We start from the raw sequence: 18,865 nt of genomic DNA, 5'->3' as shown, positions 1-18,865 counted from the left end.
TCGCCGGGCGCTCGCGCGTAAGCGATCCACTCCGCCCCAATCTGTTCTACCGTCTGTTTCACTGCGACAAATTGGCACGCCCGCTGGATGTCCGCTAGTGGGTCGGAAGCAGATATTGCCCAACCCATCGTTCGTCATTCCTGCGAAGGCAGGAATCCAGTTCCGAGCTGGCGGTAATATCGGTCCGTCTGGCTTTTTCGTGAGGTAGCTACTGGATTCCTGCGTTCGCAGGAATGACGAAGCGTAGGGGGTGAGCGAGTCGCAATCACCGCCAACCGGCATTACCCGATCTGCATGCCGCCCTTGAACAGCGCGGTTACGCGGCCTTCGACCGGGCGGCGGTCGAACGGGGTGTTGCCGGCGCTGGCGGCCATCTTGTCGGATGAAACCACCCAGGGGCGAGTCGGGTGGACCAGCGCGATGTCGGCCTCTGCGCCCACGCGCAGCACCCCGGCATCGACCCCCAGCAGCCGTGCGGGCGCGCCGGCCAGCAGATCGAACGCACGTGCCAGATCGATATGCCCGTCGCGCACCAGCGTCAGCGTCAGCGGCAGCAGCGTTTCGGCGCCGGCCATGCCCGGTTCGGCATCGACAAATGGCAGCCGCTTGTCTTCGGGGCCGCGCGGGTCATGCCCCGATGCGATCACGTCGATCGTGCCATCGGCGATGGCATCGACCACCGCGCGGCGGTCGGCGTCCTGCCGCAGCGGCGGCGACATCCGCGCAAACGTGCGGAAATTCGCCAGTTCCAGATCCGACAGCATGAAATGCGCAGGGGTTACCCCGGCGGTCACGCGCAGCCCACGTGCCTTCGCCTGGCGCACGAGATCGAGCGCGCGGGCGGTGGTCACCTGGCGAAAATGGATATGCGCGCCGGTCATTTCGCTGATTGCGATGTCGCGCGCCACGGCCAGCGCCTCTGCCTCTGCGGGCGCGCTCGGCAGGCCCAGCCGGGTGGCCATTTCGCCCGCGGTGGCGACTGCGCTGCCGACCATTCCGGCGTCTTCGGCATGGGTGACGATGATCAGGCCCAGCATGGCGCAATAGCTCGCGATGCGCGTCATCACCCCCGAATCGCCGATCCACCGCCGCCCGGTGGCAACGGCGCGCGCGCCGGCATCGCGCATCAGCGCCAGTTCGGCCATTTCCACGCCATCCAGCCCGCGCGTCGCGGCGGCCAGCGGGTGAATCCACATGTCGGGCTTGCCCGATTGCGCGGCAAACCGCACGCGCGCCGGATGGTCCAGCGGCGGCGCCTGATCGGGCATCAGCGCGGCGCGGGTGATGCCGCCAAAATGAAACGCCGGTTTATCGACCGCAAACACGCCCAGATCGACCAGCCCGGGGGTGACCAGTTGCCCGCCGGCATCGATCACCGTGTCGCCCGGTGCCGGCGCCACATCGCCCAGCGCGACAATCCGGCCTGCGGAGAGGCGAATCGCGCCCGACTGCGGATCACCGCTGGCCAGTACCAGCCGCCCGCCGATAATGGTGATCGGATCGGGGATCATGCGCCCGGCTCCGCCACGGTGGCCCAGCCCGGCACGTTGCGGGCGCGGCGGGTCAGCACGTCAAGACAGGCCATGCGGATGGCCACCCCGCTTTCGACCTGGTGGGTGATCAGGCTGCGGGTGGGGTGGTCAGCGACCTGGCTGTCGATTTCAATGCCGCGGTTCATCGGGCCGGGATGCATGACCAGCGCATCGGGCTCCGCACGTGCCAGCCGGTCCAGCGTCAGGCCATACAGATGGCGGTATTCACGCGGGGAGGGGATGAACTGGCCCTGCATGCGTTCCTGTTGCAGTCGCAGCATCATCACCACATTGGCGCCCTTCAGCGCGGCGTTGAAATCGTGGAATGGCTGCACGCCCATCGCTTCGATTTCGGCAGGCATCAGCGCCGGTGGTGCACACACGCGCACATTGGCGCCCAGCGCGGTCAGCGCCAGGATGTTGGACCGCGCCACCCGGCTGTGCAGAATGTCGCCACAGATGGTGACGTTCAACCCGTTGAGATCGCTGCCGCGCGGCAGATGCAGCGCATGGCGGATGGTCAGCGCATCCAGCAGCGCCTGCGTCGGATGTTCGTGCTGCCCGTCGCCGGCGTTGAGCACGGGGCAATCGACTTTCCCGGCGATCAGCCGCACCGCGCCCGAACTGGCGTGGCGGATGACAATCGCATCGGCGCGCATGGCGTTGAGCGTCATCGCCGTATCGATCAGCGTTTCGCCCTTTTTCACGCTGGATGTCGCGGCGTGCATGTTCACCACGTCGGCGCCCAAGCGTTTGCCAGCGATTTCAAACGACAGCAGCGTGCGCGTCGAATTTTCGAAAAAGGCATTGATGATGGTCAGGCCCGACAGCAGCGCGGCGCGTTTCTGCGACTGGCGGTTGAGCGCGACCCACTGTTCCGCCTCATCCAGCAAAAACAGGATTTCGTGGCGGGCCAGCATCCCGATCCCGGTCAGATCACGATGAGGGAACGCCAGCGTGCCGGCGGGATATTCGCGGGGGGCATGCTCACCGGCGTGCGCGACGGGGCTGGCAGCAAGGGGTGGGGCCGATGGTTGCATCGAACATCAGCCCGTAGGGGCGGCGGCGGCGTATGCCAAGTGTTTCGGCTGGCACAATCGGCAAATGGGTCATAGATATCCCCCATGAAATTCGCACGCATGGTCTGGAAGATCCTCGTCGCTATCAAGGATGGGCTGGTGCTCGCCTTGTTGTTGCTGTTTTTTGGCGGCCTCGCGCTCGCGCTGTCGTTCAAACCGGCGCCCGGCCATGTGCACGAAGGCGCGCTGGCGATCACGCTCGACGGCCCGGTGGTGGAGGAACGCACGCGGATCGAACCGACCGCGCTGCTGCTGGGCGGGGGCAACAAACGGCACCAGTATGTGGCGCACGATCTGATCCGCGCGATCGAGGCGGCAGCAGGCGATGCGCGGATTCGCGCAGTCACGCTGGATCTGGAAGATTTCAGCGGCAGCGGCCAGGTCACGCTGTCGCGGATCGGCGCGGCGCTCGACAAAGTGCGCCATGCCGGAAAACCGGTGCTGGTGCGTGCGACCATGTACGATGATGCCAGCTATCTGCTGGCCGCGCATGCCACCGAGGTGTGGGTTGATCCGCTGGGCGGGGTGCTGGTGCGCGGGCCGGGCGGGACCCTGCTGTTTTACCACAGCCTGCTCGAACGGCTGAAGATCAAGGCGCATGTGTTCAAGGTCGGCACCTACAAAAGCGCGGTCGAACCGTTCCTGCGCGACAACCTGTCGCCCGAAGCGCGTGAGGCCGACAACGCGGTTTATGGCGCGCTGTGGCAGGATTGGCAGGCCGATGTAAAAACCGCGCGTCCGCGCGCCAATGTGGCGTTGGTAACCGCCGACACTGCCAAATGGCTGAACGCATCGGGTGGCGATGCAGCCAAGGCGGCGGTGGCCGCCGGGCTGGCCGACCGGATCGGTGACAAGGTCAGTTTTGGCAAACGCGTGGCCGAAGTGGTCGGCACCGACAAGGACGGGCCGGAAGGCGCGTACAAGGCGACCAAATTGGGCACGTATCTGGCCGATCTGGGCGACGGCGATGCAGGCACAGGCAGTCAGGGCAAGGGCAAGGCCATCGCGGTGGTCACCATCGGTGGCGATATCGTCGATGGCAATGCCGGGCCGGGCAGCGCCGGTGGCGATCGTATAGCCCGGCTGATCGACAAGGCAGCGGCCAGTGGCGATTATGCCGCGCTGGTGGTGCGCGTCGATTCGCCTGGTGGATCGGTCACGGCGGCCGAACGCATCCGCGCCGCAATCGCCCGGTTCAAGGCACACAAAGTGCCGATCGCGGTATCGATGGGCAATCTTGCGGCCAGCGGCGGTTATTGGGTATCCACGCCCGCTGACCGGATTTTTGCCGCACCTGCCACCATTACCGGATCGATCGGCATCTTTGCGGTCATCCCCAGTTTTGAAGACGCGCTGGGCAAGGTCGGGGTTGGCACCGACAGCATCCATTCCACCCCGCTGTCGGGCCAGCCCGATGTGTTGGGCGGGTTCAACCCTGCGGTCGAGGCCGTGCTGCAAAGCCAGATCAACATGGGTTATCAGCGCTTTGTCGGGCTGGTCGCCACCGCGCGGCACCAGACCCCCGCCGCGATCGACCATATCGCCCAGGGGCGGGTGTGGGATGGCGATACCGCCCGCCGGATTGGTCTGGTCGATGAATTCGGCGATCTTGATCAGGCGGTTGCCTGGGCGGCGCACCGCGCCAATGCCACGCAATGGCACCCGGTTTACCTGACCGACACGCAGGATTCGTTTGGCGGCGTGATCCAGCAATTGTTGTCCGACGATGCCGACAGTGACGCCGACAGCGCGGGCGATGCCGCCAGCGTGGGCGGCGGGCGCGATCTGGTGGCGCGGGTGGCCAATGCGCAGGCGGCGCTGGCCGGGCAGTTTGCGGGCGATCTGGATCGCCTGCTGGGCGGGACCGGCGCGCAGGCCTATTGCCTGGAATGCGCGGGGCTTGGCGCCCAGACCGCGGCGGCCGATACCAACGTGCAAACGCTGGCGCGCAACCATCCCGGCCTGCTGTCGCTGCTGGCCGGATGGCTGCGGTGATGGTGCTGCAGCCGGTGCTTTGTGCGCGTGCAGCGGCGTGCCGGGGCACCATGTCGCCAAGACTTGCCCTTTTGCCCCCGCTGCGATAGGGGCGGCGCTCGCTTTTCGCCGGATGCGGGCGTGGCGGAACTGGTAGACGCGCTGGATTTAGGTTCCAGTATCGCAAGATATGGGGGTTCAAGTCCCTTCGCCCGCACCAGATCCTCCGGTCCGGCACCGACCCCGAATTCGAACGTGAACAAGCCTGCCGACCGCGAAACAATCGCTGTCGATGCGTAGAAAGTTGGATGCAACCGAGATGCAGATCGTCGAAACCAGCAACGAGGGCCTGACGCGCGCCTATACCGTGACCATTGCGGCCGCGGATATCGCCGCGCGCATTGAGGGCGAGATCACCAAGATCGCGCCGACGGTGCGCATGCCCGGCTTTCGCCCCGGCAAAGTGCCCGCCAATCTGGTGCGCAAGCTGCATGGCCCCGCCATCCATCAAGAAGCGTTGCAGACCGCGATTCGCGAAGCGCTGGACCGGCTGGTGGTTGACCAGGGCCTGCGCCCGGCGACTCAGCCGGCGGTTGCGCTGAACGAAGGTTATAACCAGGGCCAGGATGCGGAACTGGCGGTATCGCTGGAAGTGCTGCCGGTGATCGAAGCGCCGTCAACCGATGGACTGAAGCTGGAAAAGCTGGTCGTGCCGGTGACCGACGTTGAGGTTGAAGAAGCGGTGGCGCGGATTGGCCAGGGGCAGAAAACCTTTACCGATGCCGACGCGGGCGCCGCTGCGCGTACCGGTGACCAGATCGTGATCGATTTTGTGGGCAAGCTGGATGGCGTGGCGTTTGACGGCGGCACCGCCGAAGATGCGCCGCTGGAACTGGGCGCAGGTCGCTTTATCCCCGGTTTTGAAGAACAGCTGACCGGCGTGGTCGCTGGTGATGAAAAGACCATCACCGTGACGTTCCCCGATGATTATCCGGCGGAAAACCTGAAAGGCCAAAGCGCCACTTTCGACATCACGGTCAAGGCGGTGAAGGTTGCGGGCGAATTTGTCGCCGACGACGATTTCGCCAAGCAGCTCGGCCTGGAAAGCATCGAACAGCTGCGCGGGCTGCTGCGCGGCCAGCTGGAACAGGAAACTGCCGGGCTGACCCGCACGCAGATGAAGCGCCAGCTGCTCGACGTGCTGGCCGCCGGGCATGATTTTGCCGTGCCGCCATCGATGGTTGAGGCTGAATTCGAACAGATCTGGCAGCAGTTGATGCAGGAAGCCGGCAACGAGGAAAATCCCGAAGACGCGCTTAAGGAAATTGAAGCGGAAAAGGACGATTACCGCCGGATTGCCGAACGCCGCGTGCGGCTGGGGCTGTTGCTGTCGGAAATCGGCCAGGCCAATGGCGTGACCATTTCCAACCAGGAAATGGACATGCTGGTTCGCCAGGCGGCACAGCAATACCGTGAAGAAGACCGCCAGCGGTTCCTGGAATATATCCGTGCGGAACCGATGGCAGCGGCCCAGCTGCGTGCGCCGCTGTACGAAGACAAAGTGGTCGATTTCCTGTTCGACAAGGCCGAAGTGACCACCCGCGAAGTGACGCGCGACGAACTGCAGGCCGCAATCGAAGCGGACGAAGACGGTAACCCGGCGCCGATCGCAGCCGCTGCCGCCGCAGAAGCGCCCGCGCCCAAGAAAAAGGCCGCGGCCAAGAAAAAGCCTGCTGCGGTCGAAGAAACCGCTGCTGAAGCGCCGGCCGAAGCCCCGGTTGTCGAGGCCGCCGCCGCCGAAGCGCCTGCGCCCAAGAAAAAGGCGGCGCCGAAGAAAAAGCCGGCAACCGACGACGCTGCCGACGCCTGACGCGCGCGGCCGCGATCATCGCGGCCTGGCCAGCTGCCCAAAAAGGGGGCGGTCCTGCGGGATCGCCCCCTTTTTGCATCCGTAGCCGGCCTTAGCAGCGATACGGATTGCCCATGCGAATCACGCTGTGAGAGATTCGCCGCAGCGGTGATTGTTTTTGCACGATGGCGTGCCACCAAACGGCCCAGGCAGTTTGCTTTTTTTCGGCCATCGGCGTGGATCACGCGCAGCAGCGAAACCCAGGGGGGATCGTCGATGCATACCGTGCGCAATCGCAAAGGCCTGTCATCACGCGCGCAAGCCGCACGGGAACGCGCGGGCCGGGATCGGGCCGCGCTGCACAACCAACCGGCGCAGGACAAACCCCCGTCGCGACCCCCGGTGGAAGAGGCAGCGTTCATGCTGCGCCCTGGCACACCGGCCGCACCCGGATTTCCTGCCGACCTGATCGTTCCTCCGCATCGCGGCGCGGTCATTACCCCGGCCAGCTGGCCACAGCCCGCCGTGCCGCTGTCCGGTGTTCGCCGGTCGACTGGCAAAGCCGCGCGCAAGGCAGCCCGCCGCGCCGCCGCGCAGGCGGAAGCGCAGGCCGCTACCCGGGCCGCCACTGCACCGGTTGCCACCGTTGCCCTGCACCAGATCGTTGCGCTGTCAGCCGCTGAACCGGTCGAGCCTGCGCGTGCCCCCGCACGCCCGCTATCGTCGCTGTATGGGGCGTCGCTGTCTGCCCTGCCCGATCACGAACCAATCCCGGTTCCAGCCCCGATCGCGGCCATGGCGGATGCGCGCGCATCGCCCGACGCCGGCGCGCCCGGTCGCGCGCTGGCAGTGCGACGACAGGGGTTTATCGATATCCTGGCGTTTGCGTTGCGCGACAGCGGGCGACGGTTGGCGCGCTGGTCATCGGCGCGCCGCCGCGCCGACGACATGAAAGACAAACTGGCCCGGGCCGAAGCGCGGATGCGCGCGATGGAGGCGCAACTGGCCGCGCTGCGCGCCTTGCAGGAACGCGTGCGCTAACTCACGCACGTCATTTGATCGGACTTTCGCGCCAGGTATTCAGCGTCGGTATCGCCAGCGGCGCGGTGCGCGCCGCTTCATAGGCGGCGCCCGCGGCCAGCACGCGCGCATCATCCCACGCGGTGCCGATGAACGACAGCCCCACCGGCAGACCCTCGATCGCGCCCATCGGCACGGTCAGGTGGGGATAGCCCGCCACCGCCGGCAATGATCCCGCGCCCAGTTGCAATCCGTGATCGCCGGTGACCTGGTCAATCGGCCAGGCGGGCCCCCCGGTCGGCGCGATCAGCAGCGCCAGATGCTGCGTCGCCAGCAGGCGGTCGATGCCGTCCTTGCCCGCCAGCCGCAGTGAATTGGCGCGGGCCTTGGCATAGGCGGCGGCATCGGTGGTTTTTTCTGCCGCTTCAAACTGGTCCTGACCAAACCAGCGCATTTCGGCAGCGGCATGCGTGCGGTTGAACGCGATCACATCGGCCAGCGTGCGCACCGACACGGGCCCGGGCAGACCGGCCAGATAGCTGCCCAGATCGGCGCGCAATTCGTAATTCAGCACGGTGTTTTCGTCGCGGCCCATCGCCGGGTCGAACGCATAATCCAGTTCAACCAGTTCGGCCCCGGCGGCCTTCAGATCGGCCAGGGCGCGGTCGAACAGCGCGATCACTTTGGCATCGTCGCCCACCGCCTTGCGCAAAATGCCCAGCCGCACGCCCTTAAGGCTGGCCCCGGCCAGCGCGGCGACATAGTCGGTCTTGTGGCGGTCGGCCGTGGCCGTGGCGGCATCGGCCGGATCGCTGCCGGCCATCGCGGTCAACAGCAGCGCGGCATCGTGCACGCTGGTCGTCATCGGCCCGGCGGTGTCCTGGCTGTGGCTGATCGGCACGATGTGGGTGCGGCTGACCAGGCCCACCGTAGGCTTGAACCCCACCAGGCCGTTCATCGCTGCCGGACAGGTGACCGACCCGTCGGTTTCGGTGCCGATCGCTGCCCAGGCCAGGCCGGCCGCTACCCCGGCGCCGCTGCCCGACGATGATCCGCACGGGGACCGGTCGGTGGCATAGGGGTTGCGCGTCTGCCCGCCCACCGCGCTCCACCCGCTGGACGAAAAGCTGGAACGGATGTTGGCCCATTCCGACAGGTTGGTCTTGCCCAGAATGACCACGCCGGCGGCGCGCAGCCGGGCCACCAGCGGCGCATCGCGCCCGGTCACATTGCCGGCCAGCGCCAGGCTGCCGGCGGTGGTCGGCATCGGCCCGGCCACCTCGATATTGTCTTTGACCAGGATCACCTTGCCCGCCAGCGGCCCGGGCATTGCGGCTGCCGCTGCCGCGTCACGCCCTGCATCGGGGTTGACCGCGACCACGGCGTTCAGTTGCGGCCCGACATGGTTGAGCGCAGCGATGCGCGCCAGATAGGTGGCAAGGCTTTCATCGGCATGGGCGGGGGTTGCCAGTGCAGTCCCGGCCAGCGCGGCGCCGGTCAGCAGCAGCGTCGCCAGCGGTCGGCGGGTTGCGGGCAGTGTGGTCATCATTGGTAAAATCCCCCGGTCTGGTGCGCCGTGCGGCGGCCTATCCACCCTGCCTGTTTGCTGCGAACCACGCGGCGCGGCAAGTGCCCGGCCCGATGCTGCCCCAATGGGTGAAAAATTCCCTGCCAAAACATCGGCATCTATCCCGCTATGGGCCACCTTGGCGCAGGATACCCACGCTATTGTCACGCATATCGCACAACGCCCTTGAACATCGCGCCCGGGCACGCGACATAGGCCTGCATCCATCGAACGAGGAACCCCATGCTCGATCTGTTCGGCGCGTCTGGCGCCCAAGGCAAATTTTCCCATGACCCCGTGACCGGGGCGCTGATCCCGGTTGTTGTCGAGCAATCGAGCCGGGGTGAGCGCAGCTTTGACATCTTTTCGCGGCTGCTGCGCGAACGCATCATCTTTGTGACGGGAGAGGTTGAAGACCAGATGGCCTCGGTCATCATCGCCCAGTTGCTGTTCCTCGAATCGGAAAATCCGTCGAAGGACATCGCGATGTACATCAATTCTCCCGGCGGGGTGGTGACTGCGGGCATGGCGATCCATGACACCATGAAATATATCCGGCCAAAGGTTTCGACGATTTGCATCGGCCAGGCGTGTTCGATGGGCAGTTTCCTGCTTGCCGCGGGTGAACCGGGCCAGCGCATGGCGCTGCCCAATGCGCGGATCATGATCCATCAGCCTTCGGGCGGGGCGCGCGGCATGGCTTCGGACATCGAGATCCAGGCCCGCGAAATCCTGCGCATTCGCAAGCGCATGAACGACCTGTACGTCAAATACACTGGTCGCACGCTTGAGGAAATCGAACGCGCGCTGGATCGTGATACGTTTCTCGAAGCGGATGAGGCCAAGACGTTCGGACTGGTCGACAAAGTGATCGAATCGCGTCCCGCATCGGATCAAACCGGCGTGGCCGAGGGTTCGGGCGCCGCGCCCGACGCGTGATTGTCCTTTGCAAACGGTGCCTTGCCCTGATTGGGCGGTACCGTTTGCTAGGGAGTTTGTATTGTGTTTTGTGCCCGGTTGATTAATGCCCTTGGGGTAGTAGGATACTCCTTGGGTAGTGATATACATGGGGCCGCCCTTCGTGGAGGGGCGTCTGGGATCGAAGAATGACGAAACTTTCCGGATCGGATACCAAGAGCACCCTTTACTGCAGCTTCTGCGGGAAGTCGCAGCACGAGGTGCGCAAACTTATCGCCGGCCCGACCGTGTTCATCTGTGATGAATGCGTCGAACTGTGCAACGATATCATCCGTGAGGAAACGAAGGCCGGCATCGCTGGCAAGAAGGACGGCGGCGTGCCCACGCCGCGCGATATCTTTGAAACGCTCAACGATTATGTGATCGGCCAGGACCGCGCCAAGCGCGTGCTGTCTGTCGCCGTGCACAACCATTACAAGCGGTTGAAGCACAGCGGCAAGGGCGGTGAGGTCGAACTGTCGAAATCGAACATCCTGCTGGTCGGCCCGACCGGTTCGGGCAAAACCCTGCTGGCGCAGACCTTGGCCAAGACGTTCGACGTGCCGTTCACGATGGCCGACGCAACCACCCTGACCGAGGCCGGCTATGTTGGCGAAGACGTCGAAAACATCATTCTGAAGCTTTTGCAGGCCAGCGACTACAACGTCGAAAAGGCCCAGAATGGCATCGTCTATATCGACGAAATCGACAAGATCAGCCGCAAGGCGGAAAACCCCTCGATCACGCGCGATGTTTCGGGCGAAGGTGTGCAGCAGGCGCTGCTGAAGCTGATGGAGGGCACCACCGCCAGTGTGCCGCCGCAGGGCGGGCGCAAGCATCCGCAACAGGAATTCCTGCAGGTCGATACCACCAACATCCTGTTCATCTGCGGCGGCGCGTTCGCCGGGCTGGAACGGATTATTTCGGATCGCCTGCAAAAACGCTCGATCGGGTTTGGTGCGCATGTCGCCGATCCGGACAAGCGCAAGGTGGGTGAACTGCTGCAAAAGGCGGAACCCGAAGATCTGCTGAAATTCGGGCTGATCCCCGAATTCGTCGGCCGTCTGCCGGTGATCGCCACGCTCAACGATCTGGATATCGAGGCGCTGGTGCGCATCCTGCGCGAACCCCGCAACGCGCTGGTCAAACAGTATCAGAAGCTGTTTGAACTCGAAGACGTGGCGCTGACCTTCACCGACGAAGCGCTCGAAGCCATCGCCAAACGTGCGATCGAACGCAAGACCGGTGCCCGCGGCCTGCGCTCCATCGTTGAAAGCCTGCTGCTGGACACGATGTTCGATCTGCCCACGCTCGACGGCGTCGAAGAGGTGGTGGTCGACCGCGACGTGGTCGAAGGCCGCAAGGAACCGGTGCAAGTGCACAAGGGCAAGGAAGCCGCCTGATCTCTCGCGCTGGCGCGGGTTTGAAGCCCCGCGCGCGGCCCCACTGTCGCTAGATTTGGCTATTGTTGCCCAATCTCCTGCTTCCGCTCATCCTAAGCTTGTCGAAGGATGCGCGCAAACGCACGCCCAAAGCGTTGAAAATCCTGCTTCTCAGCTGTCGCGCGCGTCCTTCGACGGGCTCAGGACGAGCGGATATTGTTAGATTGGGAATAAAGTTGGTGCCCCGGGGGGTCCTGTTCCCGGCCCAACCGCCCCGTTACACCACCGCTTCGCTCACCAGCGCGCAATCGTGGCCGTGGACGTCGGTTTCGATCTGCAGCGTGGCGTGGCCGATGCGGTAATCGTGGTCGAGCGTGTGCGCCAATTCGTGCAGGAATTGATCGCCAGGATGCCCGGCCGGCATCACCAGATGCGCGGTCAGCGCAGTTTCGGTGGTGCTCATCGGCCATATGTGCAGGTCGTGGACTGCGGTCACGCCAGCCTGGTGGCACAGAAAATCGCGCACTTTCGCCTCGCTGATGCCTGGCGGCACGCCCAGCAGGCCCATATGCAGCGAATCGCGCGCGAGGCCATACGTGCTCCAGCCGATCAGCGCGACGATGGCCAGGCTGACCACCGGGTCGATCCACCACGCGTGAGTCAGTCCGATCACCAGCGCGGCGACCACCACGCCCGCTGATACCGCGGCATCGCCCGCCATGTGCAGGAACGCGCCGCGCACATTCAGATCATCGTGCCGCCCGCGCATGAACAGCAGCGCGGTCGCGGTGTTGATGGCAATACCGATCGCGGCCACCACCATCACCGGGCCGGTGGCAATCGGCGCCGGCGCCAACAGCCGCTGCACCGCCTCGACCGAAATGGCGCCCAGCGCGATCATCAAGAAACCGGCATTGGCCAGTGCGGCCAGGATCGAGCTGGATTTCAAGCCATAGGTAAACCGCGCCGAGGGCGGCCGCGCGCTCAGCACACTGGCGCTCCACGCCATCAACAGCCCCAGCACATCGGAAAAATTGTGCCCGGCATCGGCAACCAGCGCCATCGACCCGGCGATTACGCCATAGGTCGCCTCAACCAGCACGAACCCGGTGTTGAGCGCCACGCCGATTGCAAAGGCGCGGCCAAAGCTGGCCGGGGCGTGGCTGTGGCCGTGATGACCGTGATCGTGATCATGCGCGTGATCGTGGTGGGGTGTGGTGGCCATGGGCCGGCTTGTAGCGATCCCCGCCGCCGGTGGGAATCGCTTTGCGCGAATAAGATGCCAGGGGGCCTGTAAGCCGGGTTCTGTCATGCCGACGGTATCCGAAACCGGACCGTATCGGCATGGGCAGCCATTCCTCTAGGCCATGCCTTGCGGCGTGGCTCAAGCAACCAACCCGGGCTGCGCAGGGCCCTTGCGGGTCCTTGGCGTGAAACGCGCCTGCCGGATATCCGGCGCGAAGCCCCTATTCGGTCTTGCTCCAGGTGGGGTTTGCCGTGCCGCGGCCGTTACCGGCGCGCGCGGTGCGCTTTTACCGCACCGTTTCACCCTTGCCGCCGGATTGCTCCGGTGTGGCGGTCTGTTCTCTGTGGCACTTTCCCTGGGGTCGCCCCCGGCGGGCGTTACCCGCCACCCTTGTTTCATGGAGCCCGGACTTTCCTCGGCATCGAAAAGACGATGACGCGGCTGCCCGGCCCCCTGGCGGAGCAGCGCCTAGCATGGCAAAGCGTGCGGGTCAAAACGTCGGGCGCTATCGGTGCTCGCCTGCGCGAAACCAGGATGGTTCAATTCCCTGATTCTGAGCCCCTCCCCTCAGGGGAGGGGTTGGGGAGGGGTGTCCAACGCTGCGAATTGTCGCGCGTCATTGCAACCTCGGACACCCCTACCCAACCCTTCCCCTGAGGAGAAGGGCGTTAGCTTCAAGGTATTGCGCTGCGAAGCGGGAGTTTGGCGTGCAATCCGTCCCCCGCTAATCATCCTGCCCCATGTCGCGCGCGATCAGCAGTTCGAACAGCAGCGCGCCGATCTGGCCATCGATTTCGCCGGTGATGCGGTGCGGGCGCCAGCGACGTTCAAACGCGCGGATCGCGGCGGCGCGGTCGGCAATGTCATAGCCGAATCGTTCCAGCGCCAGGTAAAACGCGCCATCGTTGTCATAGATCAGCCGCATGCGCGGTTTGGGCCGCGCCTGCGCCAGCCGGTAACGCGCCAGCAGGTCCCAATCGAACAGCTCGCCCGGGTCGGTCTTGCGCGCGGGGGCGATGTCGGAATGGCCGACCACGTTGGCGGGGGCAATCGCATGGCGCCGCACAATGTCGGCCAGCAGTGGCAGCAGCGATTCCATCTGGGCATCGGTAAACGGGCGATAGCCGAATTCGTGCCCGGGGTTGACCAGTTCGATCCCCACGCTGGCGGAATTGATGTCGGTCACCCCGCGCCAGTATGACCGCCCGGCGTGCCAGGCGCGGTTGGCTTCATCCACCATCCGTACCACCGTGCCGTCTTCGTCGATCAGGTAATGTGCCGACACCTGGCCCGCGGGATCGCACAGCCGCTCGATCGCTTCGGCCCCGGATTGCATCCCGGTGTAATGCAGCACGACCATCGACACCGGCAGCAAGCGCGCATTCCAATTGGGCGAGGGCACCTCGCGATGGACAAGCCAGCGGTTCATCCCGGAACGGCGCGCATGGTCGGCGGTAAACCTCTTTCGTCAGGCGGGTCGGTTCATGCGGCGGGCAGCATCGCGCCCAGCACCAGCGCTTCGGCCGACAGGTGGTATTGCACCGTTCCGCCCAGCCCTGCGGCCAACTGCTGGATCATGAATGCAGGCGCGGTCTTGCTCGACAGTGCCGCAGGTGCCAGCGATCCGTCGAGCGCCTGGCCCACGGTGGGGTCAAACGCAATGCGCGCGCCGGCTGCACGCACCACAATTTCGCTGCTGGCCTGGCCATCGACATCGCGCATTTCGGCGGCGATATCCAGCGTGCCGCCGCGCACCAGCGCCTCGATGCCGATCAGCGCCAGGTTGAGCAGCGTTTTCACGGCGGACTTGGGCATGGCCTCTCCGGCCAAAGCCCAATTGACGGTGATGCGCCCATTGGCGCCGGCCAGCGCATCGACCACCGCGCGCGGTTCGGTCCACGGGATCATTTCGCCAAACCCGCCGCCCGCTCCGAACGCCAGCCGGAAAAAGCGCAACTTGTCCGCCGATGCCCGCGCGCTCTGTTCCAGCAGTTCAAAACAGCGGGCCCGCATTTCCGGGTCTTTTTCATCGGCCAGCAGTTCCAGCCCGTTGGACAGCGCGCCCACCGGGCTGAGCAGATCGTGGCACAGGCGCGAACACAGCAGGCTGGCAAGTTCAAGCGAAGCGATGGTCATCTGCGGGCCTCTGCGGGTAATAGCGGATCACCAATCCCTTAACCGTCAACCACGGCATAGGAAAGCGGTTCGAACCCTGATGCCGCATCGCTCCACAGTTTGCCCGGCCCTGGCCACGGGGCTTGTCTGCCGGGGCACAGGCCCCATATCGGTCGGACATGGGGGAAACGTCAGACATCCTGACCGGCGTGATTGCCGAGGGCGGCCAGCGGCTGGACAAGGCGCTGGCCGATGCATCGGGCCTGTCGCGCGAACGGGTCAAAGCGCTGATTGGCGAAGGGGCGGTTACGCTGGATGGCGCGACCATGGCCAGCGCCTCGGCCAAGGCGGGTGCCGGGGCAGCCTGGGCGATCCGCGTGCCCGGCGCCGTGGCCGCCAGCGCCGCGCCGCAGGATATTCCGCTGGTGGTGGTTTATGAAGACGATGCGCTGATCGTGATCGACAAACCGGCCGGGCTGGTGGTGCATCCGGCGGCGGGCAATCTGGATGGCACGCTGGTCAACGCGCTGCTGCACCATTGCCGGGGGCAGCTGTCGGGGATCGGCGGGGTCGCCCGCCCGGGGATCGTGCATCGTATCGACAAGGATACGTCGGGCCTGCTGGTGGTGGCCAAATGCGACGCCGCGCACGAAGGGCTGGCGCGCCAGTTCGCCGACCATTCGATCGTGCGCGCCTATCGCGCGATCACCGCCGGCACGCCGTTGCCGCCCGCCGGCACGATCCGCGGCGCGATTGCCCGGTCGTCGCACGATCGCAAGAAAATGGCATTGGTAGAGGATGGGCGCGGCAAACACGCGGTCACGCATTACCGCACGTTGCGCGTGCTGGACCATGCCGCGCTGGTCGAATGCCGGCTGGAAACCGGGCGAACCCACCAGGTGCGCGTTCACCTTGCGTCAATTGGCCATCCGCTATTGGGAGACCCGGTCTATGGCAAAACCCCCGCGCGTTTGCGCCCGATCCTTGTCCAGCTCAACTTCCGGCGGCAGGCGCTGCACGCCGCAGAGCTGGGCTTTGTGCACCCGATCACCAGCCAAAGCGTGCATTTCACCAGCCCGACGCCGGTCGATATGGAAACGCTGCTGGTCGAACTGGGGTCGTGATGCGGTGCGCACGGCACCAAGTTACGGCTTGCCCACGGGCGAGTCGAACAGCTATGCCAAACACCTATTCAGTTGTCGTTTGAAACCGAATAGAAAACCTGTGTGGTCCCGCGGCACGACGCCCATTAGGGGTCGTGACATATTGGAACCGACGCTCTCGAAAGGAATGTCCGTTGCGTGAATCTACCAAGGCGCTGACGGTCCCCGTGCTCACGGGCGAAGCCAGTCTGAATCGCTACCTGTCCGAAATCCGCAAGTTCCCGGTGCTGACTGCGGAAACCGAATATATGCTGGCCAAACGGTACCAGGAACACGCCGATCCCGAAGCCGCGGCACAATTGGTGACCAGCCATCTGCGCCTCGTTGCGAAAATCGCGATGGGCTATCGCGGCTATGGCCTGCCGGTGTCCGAACTGATTTCCGAAGGCAACATTGGCCTGATGCAGGGGGTGAAGAAATTCGATCCCGAGCGCGGCTTTCGCCTGGCGACTTATGCCATGTGGTGGATCAAGGCGTCGATCCAGGAATTCATCCTGCGCAGCTGGTCGCTGGTCAAGATGGGCACCACCGCGTCGCAGAAAAAGCTGTTTTTCAACCTGCGACGGATGAAAAAGAACCTCGAAGCGTTTGAGGATACCGACCTTCACCCCGACCAGGTGCGCAAGATCGCCACCACGCTGGGCGTGCCAGAGGCCGATGTCGTGTCGATGAACCGGCGCATGATGATGGGTGGCGATGCCAGCCTGAACGTGTCGATGCGCGAAGACGGCGAAGGATCGTGGCAGGACTGGCTTGCCGATGACCGGCCGCTGCAGGATGAAACCGTCGCCGACGCGGAAGAGGCGCAAATGCGCCACACCCTGCTGGTCGAAGCGATGGACAGCCTGAACGAACGCGAACGCCATATCCTGACCGACCGGCGGCTGGTGGATGAACCGCGCACGCTGGAAGAATTGAGCCAGGTTTACAATGTCAGCCGCGAACGCGTGCGCCAGATCGAGGTGCGCGCGTTTGAAAAGCTGCAAAAGGCGATCCAGCATATTGCCGGCGAACGCCACCTGCTGCCCGCGCAATAATTCCGCATTCCCGGCGCGGCGCGAGCATTACCGGCGCGGCGCGAGCAGGGGATTGCGCGCGCGCGCCGAATGCGCTGGTATGGCGCCATGCTACAGACGGGATGGCGATGAATCCGGAATTGCAGGACCTGCGCAATCCACGCCTTGCCCGCGCTGACCGGCGCCGGCGGGGCGGGCCGTTGTCCAGGATCATGTCGGTCGTGATCCGGCTGGCGCTGGCGTTTGTCGCGCTGAGCGTCGCGCAAGTCGTGATCTACAAATTCGTGCCGGTGCCGTTCACCTATACCATGCTGTTCGACAGCAACGGGGCCACGCGCGAATGGGTGCCGATCGGCAAGATCAGCCACGCCATGGTCGATGCCGCGATCGCCGGCGAAGATGCAAAGTTCTGTTCCCACATCGGGTTTGACCAGGACGCCATCGCCACCGCCTGGCGCCGCAACCAGGCCGGTGGGCGCATCCGTGGCGGCTCCACCATCAGCCAGCAGACCGCCAAGAACGTGTTCCTGTGGCAGGGTGGCGGCTATGCGCGCAAGGCGCTGGAGGCGTGGTACACCGTGCTGATCGAGGCGATCTGGGGCAAACGCCGGATCATGGAGGTCTATCTCAACGTCGCCGAAACCGGGATCGGCACCTATGGTGTCGAATCGGGGGCCCAGCGCTATTTTGCCAAGCCGGCATCGGAGCTGAGCAAAGTGGAGGCAGCGCGCATCGCCGCGGCCTTTCCGCTGCCCAAAGTGCGCGCGGTGATCGGCGCCACCGGATCGGTCCGCCGCCACGGCAATATCATCGCCGCACGCGAAAACGTGGTGCGCCGGGATTACGATGGTTGCGTGTTTGAATAACCGCTGGCTGCGTGGCCAGACCCGCGGTCAGGCGCGGGCGACATTCGCAGTGTACAGCGTTGCCCCCAGATAATCGCGGAATGTGGCCAACAGTGTGTCGGCCCCCACCGCAACCGTAGCAAACCCCGACCGCGCGATGGCAAAGCGGGTGCCGGAAACGGTTTTCACCGGCCGTACCTCTGACCCCGCGCCGACGCCCAGATAATGCACCCGGTTGTCGACGATGTGCTGCAGATCGTGATCGTGGCCGTTGATGTACATCTGCACCCCGTGCTTTTCCAGCAGCGGCTTGACCAGCGCCACCAGTTCGGGGGTGTCGCCGTGGCCGCTGCCGCCGGAACGGATGGTGTGGTGGCCGGTCACGATCTTCCACGGTGCGGTCGATGCGCCCAGTTCACGATCCAGCCACGCCAGTTGCGCCGCCACATCCTGCGTCGCCACGTTGCGCGCGATCGTGCTGTCCACTTTGTCGCGATAGCCATGGACCAGCGGAGAGGTGTCGATCACGAACAGATCAAGCCCGGCCATGCCGGATTCGGCGCTGCGCACGACTCGGTACCGGCTGGGCATGCGCCAGCGTTTGCTGGTGGCGGTATAGTCCACCTGCGCCTGCGGGTTGCCGCGATAGTCGTGGTTGCCCAGCATGACCTGCCAGGGCACCATCAGCGCCGGGTCGGTATAGATGTGCTCGAACGAGGTCTGCCACTGCGGATCGGTGGTCGATGCGACCCCGTTGTCATAGAAATTGTCGCCGACGGACAGCACGAACCGGCTGTCCAGCGTCGCCGCCGCCCGACCCATCTGCACGGCAACATCGCGCTGGTGCTGTGCCCCGTCGCGGCCCCAGTCACCCACCACCAGAAAATTCGGCGCGGCGGATGCCGCATCGGCGCGGGCAAACGGCGCAGTGACCGCGCCCGCCACCATGCCGCCAACCAGCGTGCGGCGCGATATCGTGAAACCGGTCATGCCTTTGCCCTCCAAAACCGAAATGTTCGGCAACGCTGCTAGGGTCTGAATGTGACAGCACGATTTCTTGAAGGGACTGGCCAACATTCTCATTTTGCAACGAAGTTTGGCACCGGTGGCGCAGCGTTGC

At 64.9% G+C, this 18,865-nt stretch carries 15 protein-coding genes, 1 tRNA gene and 1 other RNA gene; 9 read left to right on the top strand and 8 right to left on the bottom strand.

What is annotated here, in order from left to right; all coding sequences use genetic code 11:
- Window positions 1–281 precede the first annotated feature (281 nt).
- Both ABWP89_RS01035 and ABWP89_RS01030 read right to left on the bottom strand, forming a co-directional pair.
- Window positions 282–1,511 carry a dihydroorotase gene (locus ABWP89_RS01035; RefSeq protein WP_353226571.1) on the bottom strand — a complete coding sequence of 410 codons (1,230 nt, stop codon included), beginning with the start codon at window positions 1,509–1,511 and terminating at the stop codon, window positions 282–284.
- Complete coding sequence (locus tag ABWP89_RS01030; RefSeq protein WP_353226570.1) at window positions 1,508–2,572, bottom strand: aspartate carbamoyltransferase catalytic subunit; 1,065 nt, start codon at window positions 2,570–2,572, stop codon at window positions 1,508–1,510. The genes ABWP89_RS01035 and ABWP89_RS01030 overlap by 4 nt, the downstream gene beginning before the upstream one ends.
- A gap of 84 nt (window positions 2,573–2,656) precedes the next feature.
- On the opposite strand from ABWP89_RS01030, the gene sppA reads away from it, so the two are divergent.
- The 4 genes from sppA (at window position 2,657) to ABWP89_RS01010 (ending at window position 7,475) form a co-directional block, all read left to right on the top strand.
- On the top strand, window positions 2,657–4,606 hold the full coding sequence (gene sppA / locus ABWP89_RS01025) for a signal peptide peptidase SppA (RefSeq protein ID WP_353226569.1): 1,950 nt from the start codon (window positions 2,657–2,659) through the stop codon (window positions 4,604–4,606).
- Window positions 4,607–4,720: 114 nt separating this feature from the next.
- Window positions 4,721–4,805: transfer RNA gene (locus tag ABWP89_RS01020), tRNA-Leu, on the top strand.
- A gap of 99 nt (window positions 4,806–4,904) precedes the next feature.
- Window positions 4,905–6,455 (top strand): trigger factor, encoded by a 1,551-nt coding sequence (tig, locus tag ABWP89_RS01015; RefSeq protein WP_353226650.1) that lies wholly within the window; start codon window positions 4,905–4,907, stop codon window positions 6,453–6,455.
- Between the two features lie 255 nt (window positions 6,456–6,710).
- Window positions 6,711–7,475, top strand: a complete 765-nt coding sequence (locus ABWP89_RS01010) for a hypothetical protein (RefSeq protein ID WP_353226568.1) — start codon at window positions 6,711–6,713, stop codon at window positions 7,473–7,475.
- Between the two features lie 10 nt (window positions 7,476–7,485).
- Here the strand turns inward: ABWP89_RS01010 and ABWP89_RS01005 are convergent, their stop codons facing one another.
- Window positions 7,486–9,000 (bottom strand): amidase, encoded by a 1,515-nt coding sequence (locus ABWP89_RS01005; protein WP_353226567.1) that lies wholly within the window; start codon window positions 8,998–9,000, stop codon window positions 7,486–7,488.
- A 264-nt stretch (window positions 9,001–9,264) separates the two neighbouring features.
- Between ABWP89_RS01005 and clpP the strand changes: the two genes are divergently transcribed.
- Complete coding sequence (gene clpP / locus ABWP89_RS01000; protein ID WP_353226566.1) at window positions 9,265–9,960, top strand: ATP-dependent Clp endopeptidase proteolytic subunit ClpP; 696 nt, start codon at window positions 9,265–9,267, stop codon at window positions 9,958–9,960.
- A 167-nt stretch (window positions 9,961–10,127) separates the two neighbouring features.
- A complete protein-coding gene (gene clpX, locus ABWP89_RS00995) occupies window positions 10,128–11,381 on the top strand; it encodes an ATP-dependent Clp protease ATP-binding subunit ClpX (RefSeq protein ID WP_353226565.1) in 1,254 nt (417 codons plus the stop codon).
- Between the two features lie 256 nt (window positions 11,382–11,637).
- Here the strand turns inward: clpX and ABWP89_RS00990 are convergent, their stop codons facing one another.
- The 4 genes from ABWP89_RS00990 to ABWP89_RS00975 form a co-directional block, all read right to left on the bottom strand.
- Window positions 11,638–12,585 (bottom strand): cation diffusion facilitator family transporter, encoded by a 948-nt coding sequence (locus ABWP89_RS00990; protein ID WP_353226564.1) that lies wholly within the window; start codon window positions 12,583–12,585, stop codon window positions 11,638–11,640.
- A 53-nt stretch (window positions 12,586–12,638) separates the two neighbouring features.
- Window positions 12,639–13,063: RNase P RNA component class A (rnpB, locus tag ABWP89_RS00985), an RNA gene on the bottom strand.
- Between the two features lie 267 nt (window positions 13,064–13,330).
- The gene (locus ABWP89_RS00980; RefSeq protein ID WP_353226563.1) at window positions 13,331–14,035 is read right to left on the bottom strand and encodes an N-acetylmuramoyl-L-alanine amidase; all 705 of its coding nucleotides are present in this window, start codon (window positions 14,033–14,035) and stop codon (window positions 13,331–13,333) included.
- Window positions 14,036–14,088: 53 nt separating this feature from the next.
- A complete protein-coding gene (locus ABWP89_RS00975) occupies window positions 14,089–14,742 on the bottom strand; it encodes a histidine phosphotransferase family protein (RefSeq protein WP_353226562.1) in 654 nt (217 codons plus the stop codon).
- A 158-nt stretch (window positions 14,743–14,900) separates the two neighbouring features.
- Between ABWP89_RS00975 and ABWP89_RS00970 the strand changes: the two genes are divergently transcribed.
- The 3 genes from ABWP89_RS00970 (at window position 14,901) to mtgA (ending at window position 17,766) form a co-directional block, all read left to right on the top strand.
- A complete protein-coding gene (locus tag ABWP89_RS00970; RefSeq protein ID WP_353226561.1) occupies window positions 14,901–15,845 on the top strand; it encodes an RluA family pseudouridine synthase in 945 nt (314 codons plus the stop codon).
- Between the two features lie 173 nt (window positions 15,846–16,018).
- Entirely contained in the window at window positions 16,019–16,921 is a 903-nt protein-coding gene (gene rpoH / locus ABWP89_RS00965; RefSeq protein ID WP_353226560.1) for an RNA polymerase sigma factor RpoH, read from the top strand.
- 101 nt (window positions 16,922–17,022) lie between these two features.
- Window positions 17,023–17,766, top strand: a complete 744-nt coding sequence (mtgA, locus tag ABWP89_RS00960) for a monofunctional biosynthetic peptidoglycan transglycosylase (RefSeq protein WP_502915200.1) — start codon at window positions 17,023–17,025, stop codon at window positions 17,764–17,766.
- Between the two features lie 27 nt (window positions 17,767–17,793).
- Here mtgA and ABWP89_RS00955 read toward each other — a convergent pair whose 3' ends face one another.
- Window positions 17,794–18,735, bottom strand: a complete 942-nt coding sequence (locus ABWP89_RS00955; RefSeq protein ID WP_353226559.1) for a purple acid phosphatase family protein — start codon at window positions 18,733–18,735, stop codon at window positions 17,794–17,796.
- Window positions 18,736–18,865: the final 130 nt, after the last annotated feature.

Origin of the sequence: Novosphingobium sp. (assembly GCF_040398825.1) — a bacterium.
Taxonomy (GTDB): domain Bacteria; phylum Pseudomonadota; class Alphaproteobacteria; order Sphingomonadales; family Sphingomonadaceae; genus Novosphingobium.
Note: the sequence above shows the minus strand (reverse complement) of the source record. Positions and strands in the feature narration are given on the sequence as shown.